We start from the raw sequence: 12653 nt of genomic DNA, 5'->3' as shown, positions 1-12653 counted from the left end.
AAGAGCAACTTTATGACTTCCGACTTTATTACTTTATAACTTTAGACAAATATGAACACTTTACTGTACCCAACCTATTTTCCTTCAATTAGCCATTTTGCAGCGATGCTTCAGGCAGAGAAAATCACGTTTGAAATTGAAGATAATTTCCAAAAGCAAACCAATCGCAACCGAACTTATATCTACAGCCCAAACGGAATTCAACTCTTAAACATTCCCGTTAAGCACTCCAAATTAATCCGCCAGAAAACGAAAGACATTCAAATTGAACCTGAGTTTGATTGGCAAAAACAACACTTCAAATCACTAGAAGCAGCTTATAGAAGTTCCCCTTTCTTTGAATTTTTTGAAGATGATATTCGTGTTATTTTCGAAAAAAAATACAAATACTTAATAGATTTAAATTTTGAAACCATAGCTGTTGTTTCGAAATGTTTGCGAATGAAATTAGAATTTGATACTACTACTGAATACTTTCATGAAGTAGATACCAGCATTATAAAAGACTTTAGATTTTTGGTAGAAGGGAAAAAAGACGTTTCTTCTTTTGAAAAGTATCCGCAGGTTTTTGATGACAAATATGACTTTATCAATAACCTAAGTGTTCTTGACTTGTTATTCAATGAGGGTAAATTCACTACTGACTATTTAAAAGCCCAAACTATTATACTCCAATAAAAGAACTATTACAAAGATAGTTTGACCATAATAGGATAATGATCTGAATTATCAAAATCAGAGAAGCTTTCAAATTTCTTAACTGTCATTTTTTCATCGGCAAAAATATAATCAATTCTCGCAGGATAATACCTGAATTTATACGTTTGCCCAAAACCAGTACCTGCTTCCTCAAAACTATCTTTAAGCGTTCCTTTAATGTTTCTATACACATAAGAAAAAGCACTGTTATTCATATCTCCACAGATAATTATAGGATACTCACATTGTTTCTTATGCTCTTTTAAAATCTCTGCTTGTTGCTGTTGCTGTTTAAACGCCTTACTGATTCTTATCAATAACATTTGAGACTTATCCTGATTTATCACATTTATATTTTCAGAAATTTCGTTAACATCTGGCGTAATTTTTATAGATTGAAGATGCATGTTATAGACTCGAATAATATCCTTACCCTTTTTTATGTCAGCATAAATTACATTATTATTCGAATTAGGAAATACAATATCCCCTTGATTAATAATGGGAAATTTAGAAAAAATCGCCTGCCCCGTTTTAATTTTATTGCCCTCCATAAAAATATATTTATAGCGGTACACTTTCAAGTCAATATTTGCCGAAGAAGAAAATTCTTGAATACACAGAATATCTGGGTTTTTTTCATTGATAAAAGTCAAAATATCACCAGGAACATCTTCTTTATCTATCCACTTGAATAAATTAAATAAACGAACATTATAGCTCATTACTTTAAAGTCTTTGTCATCTTCAGGATACACTTTAGAAGAAAATTTATAAAATTTATTAATAAACGTGATCCCCATCAAAAGTACTAATCCAGACAAAATCATTCTTTTTTTGAATTGGAGCCCCCAATACATAAAAAATAATCCATTCAATATAAAAAACATTGGCATGAAAAGTGTCAAAACAGACAAAATCGGAAACAGCTTTGGCGCTAAAAAAGGCAAAACATAGGCCACAAAGGTGACTATTGTCAGAACAATATTTAAAAAAAACATTCCTTTATTGAACCATGAAAGGTTTTTCATATTAGTATTTATTCAGTTAATTACTTTGCTAAATTAATAACGCAAAATTGCTTCTTTTATTTACGAAAAATACTATAAAAGTACTACTTCCCTGCTTTGAACAGAAATTCTTTTTCTTCTTTTGTTAAACTATCATATCCAGACTGACTGATTTTATCCAAAATTTCATCAATTTGTTGTTGCGCTTTATCTTTTGTTATAATTCTAGAAGCAGTCGTACCAACAGGCTTAGTATAGTTTTTATGTACTTTTTTGAAAGGTGTTTTGGGTGACACCTTAAATAAATTAGTAAAAAAATCAATCACTCTACTTACAATCGTACTCAAATCAGTTCCGTTTTGAAGTAGTTTTATAAAGACAAAACCGAACAGTGCCCCAGCTAAATGCGAGATATGACCACCGGTATTATCTAAACGAAATTGCATGAGATCAAGTATAAGAATAACAGCAGTAATGTGCCACAATTTTACATTTCCAATCAAAAGCAAACGCACATTCATTAAAGGCTGATAGGTTGTCACAGCAACCAAAATACCCATAATAGCAGCTGATGCACCTACAATTGAGGCACTAATTCCAAGTAAATAATAGCCTAAGACAAAGGAAAACCCTGCAAATATGGCGCTTAAAATATAAACTCCTAAATATTGTTTTTGGGTAAAAAAAGTTAAAAATAAAGTACTTGAAAAATTCAACACCATCATATTAAAAACCAAATGCCAGAAACCATCATGAAAAAAAGCATAGGTTAGGAATGTCCACGGTTTGAATAAAAAGTTAGAAGAGTCTGTAGACAAAGCGATCCAAGTTGGAAAATTAAATACCCCTCCTTTAAATTCATAAAAAAAAAGTAATGAAACTAAAAAACAACCTACATTCCAATAGATTAATCTATTAGCTATACCTCCTAATTTGTATTGAATTTTTAAGTCGTCTAGAATATTCATTTTTTATATTTAGAATTTACAAATAACCCCTATTAATTCCAACGATTGCCATCAAACTGATTTTTTTTCCAATACCATGAAATCAAAAACCCAAATAAAGCACCACCAACATGCGCAAAATGGGCGATTCCTGGCCCACCACTTCCAAAAATAGATTGTCCAGAAACCCCTAAATACAAATCTACTAAAACTAATCCTGGAACAAAATACTTTGCTTTAATTGGTATAGGAATAAACATCAAAGCCAACTCTGCATTAGGAAACATAAATGCAAAAGCGACAATAACACCGTAAATAGCTCCAGAAGCCCCAACTACAGTACCCATATAGGCGCTAATAAAATTTTGAAAACCTGGACTATTCAAAATTGGCACAATTTCATTGCTCCCTTTCCCATTCAAAACAGCTAAAACTTCTGCTTTTGAAAAACCTTGGTCAACTAATGTATTCATTCCCTCTTGAAAATAATAATAGTTTATTCCCGTATGCAAAAGTGCCGCTCCTAAGCCGCAAGAGAAATAAAAGAATAGAAACTTCTTACCTCCCCAATAATGCTCTAAAGCCGAACCAAAAGAATATAATGCAAACATGTTGAAGAAAATATGCATAAATCCTCCATGCATAAACATATGCGTGATAGGTTGCCAAAATTGAAAATTAGTGTTTTCCGGGAAATACATCGCCAACATTTGGTAAGCAGCGTCTCCAACAATTTGTGTTCCTATAAAAAATAGGATATTAATTATAATTAATTGTTTTACCGTTTCGGTTACATTTCTCATAGTGCAAATTTTTTATCTAAATCTTCCACACGCATCGTGATGAAAGTCGGTTTTTGAAAAGGGGAAACATTGGGATCTTTACAGGCAAAAAGACCGTTAACCAAGTTTTCTTGTTCTTTTATTGTTAAAGTAGTCCCTGTTTTCACAGCCAAACTTTTGGCCATTGATTTTGCTATTGTATCATTCTGGCTAAAGCTACTTTCAGGAATTCCATCCTGTAAATCACTTAATAATTGTTCTAACACCATCGAAACCTCACTTTCAGTCACATTGACTGGAATTCCAGAAATAACCACATGATCTGAATTTGTTTCTTCAAAAACAAAACCGGTATTAACCAGAGAAAGTTTTAATTCTTCAATTAGATCCATCTCAGTGGACGAAAAAAACAAATCCAATGGAAATAATAATTGCTGGCTTGATGCTTGATGAACTGTCATATTTGTCAAAAACTGCTCATACAAAACACGTTGATGTGCACGCTGTTGATCTACAATAACCATTCCTGATTTTATAGGCGAAACAATATATTTTTTATGAATTTGGTACGAATTATGAACTGCTTGCTCTACCTCTTCGTCATTAAACAAAGACCCTGTGACTTCATCACTTTCAAATGAAAAATCAGTATTACTTGTAAAAACATCAGAATCTTGTTTTAAACCCACATACAAACTTTCCCAATTGGCCGTAGATTCTGGTTTTTTATAACTAGAATAATGTTTATTTACTTTGTCATCCGAAAATGGATTAAAAGTGCTATCAACCTGAATTGTAGGAGTTTCTCCTTTAGCATCTTTATAACTGTAAGGCGTATCCAAGTTCGCATCACGATCAAAATCCAAAACTGGCGCCACATTAAACTGCCCTAAACTGTGTTTAATGGATGCTCGTAAAATGGCATATAAAGCATGTTCATCGTCAAACTTAATCTCGGTTTTTGTAGGATGAATATTGATATCTATCGTATTAGGCGGAACCGTTAAGTATAAAAAATAACTCGGTTGTGCTCCATCTTTTAAAATACCATCGTAGGCAGCCATAACGGCATGATGCAGATAGCCACTTTTTATAAATCGGTCATTAACAAAGAAAAACTGTTCTCCCCTATTCTTTTTAGCAAATTCAGGTTTACTTACAAACCCTTGAATAGTTACGATTTCAGTTTCTTCTTGAACAGGAACTAATTTTTCATTGGTTTTACCCGAAAAAATAGTGACAATTCTTTGTCTTAAACTAGCGGAAGGTAAATTGAACATCTCACTCCCATTATGATAAAAAGTAAAATAAATATTGGGATGTGCCAATGCGACACGTTGAAACTCATCAATAATATGACGGTATTCTACGGTATCTGATTTTAAAAAATTACGACGAGCCGGAATATTAAAAAATAAATTTTTAACCGCAAATGAAGTTCCTTTAGGTAGAACAGCCACTTCTTGTGACATAAATTTACTGCCTTCCACCACAATTTGAGTTCCTAATTCCTGTTGATCTTGCTTGGTTTTCATTTCAACATGCGCAATAGCAGCAATAGAAGCTAATGCTTCACCGCGAAAACCCTTTGTGTGTAATGAAAATAAATCTTCGGCTTGACGGATTTTTGATGTAGCATGACGCTCAAAACACAATCGAGCATCAGTTACATTCATCCCTAAACCGTTGTCAATAACTTGAACCAAAGCTTTACCAGCATCTTTTATGATTAACTTAATATCTGTAGCTCTAGCATCAACCGCGTTTTCGAGTAATTCTTTGACTACTGAAGCCGGTCTTTGCACCACTTCTCCAGCAGCAATTTGGTTCGCAACGTGATCAGGAAGTAATTGGATTATACTCGACATTAATAAATATAAGTTTTAAAGTTTAAGGTTTCCATTATTTAAAACCGTAAGCACAAATTTAATGAATTTCTACTCGGTTTAATAGTCCGTTCCATCATAAATAAAACAAAAAAAACCTATACTATTTTTAGAACAGTATAGGTTTCATAATTAAATATTTACTTTTTTATTCTTCTAGTTTCAACGGCAAATCTTCGATTTGTAATTGACCAGAAGACAGTAATGTTTGTTTCTTATACTCATGCGCCAAAGAGGCTTGTTGACGAATGTAGGCCATTTTAATAGCCGCAATTGCCGCTTCAGTACCTTTGTTTCCGTGAATACCACCACTTCTATCTATTGACTGTTGCATCGTATTATCAGTAAGGACACAAAAAATAACTGGAATATCCGTTTGAACATTCAAATCTTTAATTCCTTGAGTTACGCCCTCACAAACAAAATCAAAATGTTTGGTTTGTCCCTGAATTACACATCCAATAGCGATTACAGCATCTACATTTTGGGTTTGCAACATCTTCTTGCATCCATAAATAAGTTCAAAGCTGCCTGGAACATTCCATCTGATGATATGATTCGCAGGAACTTCATTGTCTAAAAAAGCTTCATGAGCTCCATTATAAAGCCCTTCAGTTATTACTTCATTCCATTCAGCAACAACAACTCCAAAACGAAAATCTTTCGCATTAGGAACTGCATTTTTGTCATAAACGGATAAATTTTTATTTACTGTTGCCATTTGATTGTCAATTTTAATATTATTTTTTTGATTTCAGATGTTAAAGATAGCTTGTTGAATCAACAATCTAAAATCTACAACAAGTAATCTTAAAACTTTTTACTATTGAGCCAATCCAATTAAACCATCAACAGAAGCCGCTTCTGGAGATGAATCAAAATTATCTTTAATATCAGTAAAATATTTCAATGCATCTTCTTTTTTACCTAGAGCCAAAGCTGTTTTTCCAGCTTTCAATAAGAAACGTGGAGTAGTAAAATCATTTTTATTTGCTTCTATTGCTTTAATATAGTTTTCCAAAGCTTCTTTTGGCTGGTTCTTTTGAGAATAAGCATCACCAATTGCTCCTTTTGCCAAAGCTCCCAATACAATATCTTCTGATTTGAATTTACTCAAATAATCAATCGCTTCTGTATATTTACCTGTATTTAAGTACGCCATACCCGCATAGTAATTAGCTAAATTTCCCGCATCAGTTCCTGAATATTCATCAGCAATTTTTAAAAATCCAAATTTACCTTCAGATCCATTCAATGACAACTTATAAAGTGAATCACTTGCAACACCATCTGTAGCTTGTTGGAAATTTTGTTGTGCAACAAACATTTCCTCAGCAGCTTCCGTTTGTTTTGGTTCAGCAATAAATTTTTGATAAACTAAATAACCAATGGTTACCAAAGCGACAGCTCCTACAATTCCAATGATGAATTTTTGGTTTTTGGCAACAAAATCTTCTGTTTTTGAAGCAGTTTCATCTAATGTAGAAAATACACCTGCTGTAACACTGTCTTTTTCATCAACAATTACTTCTTCAACTCCATCTTTTACTTCTTTCTCTTTTGGTGCTTTATATCCTCTTTTACTGTAAGTAGCCATTTAAATTTAATTTAGTGAACCGCAAAAATAAAATTTTTATTCAAACCGACGCAAAAAAAAAGGAATTTTATATTTATAATAAAAAAAATAAGCTTTTATACAAGTACTGCTTCGGTAAAAAGCAAAAACATTTAAAACAGAAAAGCCCTAAATACCCTTTATATCGATATTTTTCAATAATTTGCGCCCACTTTAAAAGTCATTTTAAAAAACAACAAACTCTTCCATACCAGCAAGCTTTAAAAGATGTATTTAAAAAAAATATCCTTATTCAATTACAAAAATTTTTCAGAAGCCAACTTCGAGTTTGACGGTAAAATAATTTGTTTTGTAGGTAAAAACGGTATTGGTAAAACCAATGTATTGGATGCTATCTATCATTTATCGTACGGAAAGAGTTATTTCAATCCTTTGGCTGTCCAAAACATCAAACATGGCGAAGAATTTTTCGTGATTGATGCTGAGTTTATAAAAAATGAACGGTCAGAGCAGGTAGTATGTAGTTTAAAGAAAGGACAGAAAAAAGTATTAAAACGCAATGGCAAGGCTTACGATAAATTTTCAGATCATATTGGATTCATTCCTCTTGTTATAATATCACCCGCCGACAGAGATTTGATTGTAGAAGGAAGTGAAACCAGAAGAAAATTCATGGACAGTGTCATCTCACAATTGGATCCACATTACTTACAGCAGTTAATCCAGTATCAAAAAGTAATGAGTCAACGCAATGCACTATTAAAATATTTTGCACTGAATCATGTTTTTGAAAATGACACTCTCTCTATATATAATGAACAACTCAATGGATATGGTGATTATATTTTTAAAAAGAGAAAAGAGTTTATAGCTGAATTCATCCCTATTTTCAATGCACACCATCATGCGATAACAGGTTCTCAAGAAACAGTACAACTTGTATATGAAAGTCATTTATTCGAAAAAAACTTATTGACTCTTTTACAAGAAAACATTAATAAAGACAGAGCTTTACATTACACAAGTGTTGGGACACATAAAGATGATTTATCCTTTGAAATAGATGGTCATCCCATCAAGAAATTTGGATCTCAAGGCCAACAAAAGTCTTTTCTTATTGCTTTAAAACTAGCTCAATTTGAATTTTTAAAAAAACAAAGTGGGGTAAAACCTATTTTACTATTTGATGATATCTTTGACAAATTAGACGAAAGTCGAGTTGCTAAAATTATTGAAATGGTCAACAGTGAAACCTTCGGACAATTATTTATTTCCGACACCCATCCTGAACGCACCGAAGCTATTGTAAAATCAACGCATCAGTCCTATAAAATATTTAACTTATGATTTGCATTTTATGACCTTCGAATACTTATAATTTACTTAATTTAGCATTTCAATTTTTTAAATACTATTTGTAATGAAATTTTTTCAAATTTTTACTGTACTCGTCTCTTCTATCATTTTATCTTGTAATGGACAAACATCAAAAAATATTAAAAAAATTGATGCTCCAGCTTTTGCAGAAAAAATAAAAACAACAGAAAACCCACAAATTTTAGATGTACGTACCTCAGAGGAATTTGCATCAGAACATATAGAAAATGCTAAAAACATCAATTGGCTTGGAAATAGTTTCGTCAAAGATGCAGAAAATCTTGACAAAACAAAACCCGTTTTTGTGTATTGTAAAAGTGGTGGAAGAAGTGCAAAAGCAACTGAAAAACTTCAAGAATTAGGCTTTACCAATATATACGAACTCGAAGGAGGTTTTTTAAAATGGGATGCTGCAGGGCTATCGAAACCAACAGATAAAATCGTAGGAATGAGCAGTCAAGAATACAATAAATTATTAAATACGGATAAAAAAGTCTTGATCGATTTCTATGCAGAATGGTGTGCTCCTTGCAAAAAGATGGCTCCTTACCTTTCTAAAATGCAAACCGAAATGAGTGATAAAGTAGTTATTATTCGATTGAATGCGGACGAAAACAAAACGCTAATGCATGAAATGAAAATTGAGGAACTTCCTACCTTACTGCTTTATGAAAATAAAGAACTAAAATGGAAACATGCCGGTTTCATAAGCGAAGATGATTTAAAAAAACAATTATAATAGCCCCAAAATGCTATCAAAAGATACCTTACAATTCCTAGAAGACTTGAAAGCCAATAACAATAGAGATTGGTTCTTGGAAAACAAAAAAAGATACGAAGCAGTCAAAAAAGACTATCAGCAATTCGTTTCTGATTTTCTTGACGTTATGAAACCTTTAGATCCAGCACTAGAGATACTTGAAGTAAAAAATTGTACCTTTAGAATCAATAGAGACATTCGATTTTCTAAGGACAAAACGCCTTATAAAACACACCTTGGTATTTGGTTACCTTGTGGCAGAATAAAAGGACAAAATAGACCCGGCTACTACGTACACTTAGAAAAAGAAGTAGCATTTATTGCTGGCGGACTGTATTCACCTGAAGCAGAGGAACTAAAAAAAATACGCAAAGAAATTGCATTCTTTTATGAGGATTTAGAAGAAGTTCTTAATGAAAGTGAATTCAAAAAAACCTTTGTAGATTTTGACAGAAACGAAAGAAGCACTTTAAAAAACCCTCCTCGAGGCTATGAAAAAGAACATCCTGCAATTGAATTATTAAAACTAAAAAGTTTTGAAGCTTCTCATAAAATTAACTACGAGGATATTACAAAAAAAGATTTTATTTCTAAAGCGAGTAAAAAATTGATCCTACTAAAACCATTAAACGAATTCATAGGTAGAGCTTTATCTACAGATGAATTTTAAGTATCTAGATGAAAAAAAGGAAAATACTTTTTCTTGGAGAAACCTATAGAGCCGATGCCATTACTTGGACAAATGGCCTAAAAGATTTTGGAGATTTTGAAATTATCAGCTGGGAACTAAAAACACCTTGTGGGACTTTCATGAACCGAATCCTGCGTATTTTCGAATTTCAATTTTCTATATTTAAAATAAAAAAAATTATTAAGGTCGAACAACCAGACATGGTTATTGCCGAAAGAACCACAAGCTATGGATTTCTAGCAGCCTTATGCGGAGTACAACCAGTAGTCATCGCACAACAAGGGCGCACTGATTTATGGCCTGAAAACTCCCCTTTATATCCTTTCAAAAAAGCAATACAAAACTATGCCTTTAAAAAAGCTACTCTTATTCATGCTTGGGGACCTGTGATGACGGTTTCCATGGTCGAAGCCAATGTAGACATGGATAAAGTAATGGTGCTACCAAAAGGAATTGATTTAAAGAAATTCGGAAATAGAAACACTGCGAAAAGTGACACTATATGCGCCATCGTTACGCGTTCATTACTACCTGAATACCGTCATGATATTATTTTAAAAGCTTTTGCCATTTTAAACCAAAAAGGAATCAACTTCGTACTTACTATAGTTGGAGATGGAACTGAACTTCATGGATTGAAAAAATTAGCAAAAAAATTAAATATCGAAAACAAAGTTCGATTTATGGGAAGAATTCCAAATACCGAATTACCAAAATTATTACAAGATTCTAATGTTTACATAAGCATGCCTACAACCGAAGGAGTATCGGCCTCATTATTTGAAGCAATGGCAACACTTTGCTACCCTATTGTAACAGATATTGCGGGTAACCAAAGCTGGATACAACATCGTAAAAATGGCCAACTTATAACTGTTGATGATTACAAAATGCTTGCCGAAGAATTAATATGGTCTTTTAAAAACGAGGAACATCGAAATAAAGCCATAGTAAGCAATCGGAAATTTATCGAAGAACATGCTGATTACAATACCAATATGGCTATCATAGCTAGCAAATACCATGAATTAATAAATACCGCAAAAAAATAATTAGCTATGTGTGGAATCAACGGGATCTTTCATTTACAATCCCAAAGGAAAATAGACAGTCGCATTCTTACAAAAATGCGCGACGCATTAGAACATCGTGGCCCAGATGACAAAGGTATATTTATTGAAAATAATATCGGACTAGGACATCGACGCTTATCAATATTAGATGTTTCTGCTGCCGGACATCAACCCTTTTTATCCGATGACGAACGATTTGTCATGGTGTACAATGGTGAAATTTACAATTTTAAAGAATTTTATCCTGAGTTAAAGAGCAACGGTTTTGATATAAAAACAGGATCAGACACAGAAGTTCTGTTAAAACTATTCCAATTGCATGGTTCAAAAATGCTTCATCGCTTAAACGGGATGTTTGCATTTGCTATTTGGGATAAATTAAAAAAGCAATTAACAGTTGTACGAGATCGAATGGGTGTTAAGCCATTATACTGTTCTTTTTACAATGAGAGTTTTTATTTTGCATCCGAACAAAAAGCACTTTTCACTGCTGGACTGCCTCTAAAAGTAGCGCAAGATGGACTTGAAGAATATATTTTTAACCGCTTTGTAGCTGGTGACAATACCTTATATGAAAATATAAAAAAGGTTTTACCAGGGCATATAATGACTATCCACGAAGGTGGAAAAGTAGTCAACGAAAAATGGTGGGATTTAAAAACTGAGATTCAAAACCATCCTAGAATTGAAAATCCTATTGAATGGTTTAGAGAAACTTTTGATGATTCTGTAAAATTAAGGATGGTAAGTGATGTTCCTGTTGGAATTTTACTTAGCGGAGGACTTGATTCATCCTCTATACTTGCGTCATTACACGAACAAAAATATAAAAACATACAAACTTTTAACATCGGATTTAAAGAGGAAGAGCACAACGAATCTCATTTAGCCAAAATGTTAACTGAAAAGTTCGATTACCGTTTTAACACCTTAAAACTGGAAGATCAAGACTTATATGAAAACCTAGTTAAAGCTACTTATTTTCAAGACGAACCCATAATGCACCTAAACGAACCGCATCTTTTGGCCATTTCTGAATTAGCAAAACCAAAGGTAAAAGTATTGCTCTCTGGTGAAGGAGCCGACGAATTAATGGGAGGTTATGTACGTTACAAAGCATTACAATTTCCAAGCATACTAAGTTCAATTTCAAGCATAGGAAGTCTAGGCGGTTTTGAAAAAAAACCACGGTACGAAAAACTTATTCGATATGCAAAAATCAGCAAAAAACAAGATCTGATTATGTATAATAGTTGCAATATCTATCCTGAAGATATTTCGAAAGTGTATGGTATTCACAACGAGCCCAAAAACGAATTCAGACGTAAAACGTACAAAGAAGCAAAAGAATTATATCCCGACAATTTAAGACGACAAGCGCTTTATTTTGACCAACAAACCTATTTGCGTTCTTTATTATATAGAAACGATCGCGCCACTATGGGCGCTTCCATTGAATGTAGAGAACCTTTTCTAGATCAAAGATTGATTGCAGGTTTAGGTTCATTGGATGATAAATGGCTATTTACAGGTAAAAAAGGAAAATTCATTTTAAAAACGGCCATGGAAAATCGATTACCTGAAGCTATTTTAAAATTTAAAAAAGTAGGCCTTAGCGCACCTTGGGGAGATTATTTAGTAAAAAGTCCCGCTTTTAAAGATGAATTAGAATCGTTTTCTAAAAGTGAAATTTTTAAAATGCCTTATTTAGAAAATATAAATAGTGCCAAACTTATTAAGAATTTAAAGCAAGGAGACACAAGAATGGTTTCCTACATAATGCCCTTATTTATGATGCACATGTGGATGAAAAGTTATACAACTAAATTTTAATCCTTACTTTTGGTCTCAA

12 protein-coding genes are annotated in these 12653 nt (G+C 32.8%); 6 read left to right on the top strand and 6 right to left on the bottom strand.

Translation table 11 applies throughout. The annotated features are described in order from the left end of the window. Positions 1-51: 51 nt before the first annotated feature. A complete protein-coding gene (locus AB3G33_RS07595) occupies positions 52-678 on the top strand; it encodes a WbqC family protein (RefSeq protein WP_367773850.1) in 627 nt (208 codons plus the stop codon). An 8-nt stretch (positions 679-686) separates the two neighbouring features. On the opposite strand, the gene AB3G33_RS07590 is transcribed toward AB3G33_RS07595, so the two are convergent. From AB3G33_RS07590 to AB3G33_RS07565, 6 genes are all read right to left on the bottom strand, one after another. After that, positions 687-1730, bottom strand: coding sequence for an endonuclease/exonuclease/phosphatase family protein (locus AB3G33_RS07590; RefSeq protein ID WP_367773849.1), 1044 nt, complete (start codon positions 1728-1730; stop codon positions 687-689). Positions 1731-1813: 83 nt separating this feature from the next. Further along, a complete protein-coding gene (locus AB3G33_RS07585; protein ID WP_367773847.1) occupies positions 1814-2677 on the bottom strand; it encodes a rhomboid family intramembrane serine protease in 864 nt (287 codons plus the stop codon). A gap of 32 nt (positions 2678-2709) precedes the next feature. Next, a complete protein-coding gene (locus AB3G33_RS07580; protein WP_367773845.1) occupies positions 2710-3459 on the bottom strand; it encodes a rhomboid family intramembrane serine protease in 750 nt (249 codons plus the stop codon). Then, on the bottom strand, positions 3456-5306 hold the full coding sequence (mutL, locus tag AB3G33_RS07575; RefSeq protein WP_367757538.1) for a DNA mismatch repair endonuclease MutL: 1851 nt from the start codon (positions 5304-5306) through the stop codon (positions 3456-3458). Before mutL ends, AB3G33_RS07580 begins: the two co-directional genes overlap by 4 nt. A gap of 166 nt (positions 5307-5472) precedes the next feature. Then, positions 5473-6045, bottom strand: a complete 573-nt coding sequence (gene ribH, locus AB3G33_RS07570) for a 6,7-dimethyl-8-ribityllumazine synthase (RefSeq protein ID WP_367757536.1) — start codon at positions 6043-6045, stop codon at positions 5473-5475. 102 nt (positions 6046-6147) lie between these two features. Further along, a complete protein-coding gene (locus AB3G33_RS07565; protein WP_367773844.1) occupies positions 6148-6921 on the bottom strand; it encodes a tol-pal system YbgF family protein in 774 nt (257 codons plus the stop codon). A 246-nt stretch (positions 6922-7167) separates the two neighbouring features. On the opposite strand from AB3G33_RS07565, the gene AB3G33_RS07560 reads away from it, so the two are divergent. From AB3G33_RS07560 to asnB, 5 genes are all read left to right on the top strand, one after another. Further along, positions 7168-8247: a DNA replication/repair protein RecF gene (locus AB3G33_RS07560; RefSeq protein WP_367773842.1), complete on the top strand. Its 1080-nt coding sequence runs from the start codon at positions 7168-7170 to the stop codon at positions 8245-8247. A 73-nt stretch (positions 8248-8320) separates the two neighbouring features. Continuing rightward, on the top strand, positions 8321-9016 hold the full coding sequence (locus AB3G33_RS07555; RefSeq protein WP_367773839.1) for a thioredoxin domain-containing protein: 696 nt from the start codon (positions 8321-8323) through the stop codon (positions 9014-9016). A 10-nt stretch (positions 9017-9026) separates the two neighbouring features. Beyond that, a complete protein-coding gene (locus AB3G33_RS07550) occupies positions 9027-9707 on the top strand; it encodes a DUF2461 domain-containing protein (protein WP_367773836.1) in 681 nt (226 codons plus the stop codon). An 8-nt stretch (positions 9708-9715) separates the two neighbouring features. Next, the gene (locus AB3G33_RS07545) at positions 9716-10780 is read left to right on the top strand and encodes a glycosyltransferase (RefSeq protein ID WP_367773834.1); all 1065 of its coding nucleotides are present in this window, start codon (positions 9716-9718) and stop codon (positions 10778-10780) included. 6 nt (positions 10781-10786) lie between these two features. Continuing rightward, entirely contained in the window at positions 10787-12634 is a 1848-nt protein-coding gene (gene asnB, locus AB3G33_RS07540) for an asparagine synthase (glutamine-hydrolyzing) (protein ID WP_367773832.1), read from the top strand. Positions 12635-12653 lie beyond the last annotated feature (19 nt).

Source organism: Flavobacterium sp. WC2421 (assembly GCF_040822115.1).
Taxonomy (GTDB): Bacteria; Bacteroidota; Bacteroidia; order Flavobacteriales; family Flavobacteriaceae; genus Flavobacterium.
This window is presented reverse-complemented; position numbering and strand designations above follow the sequence as displayed.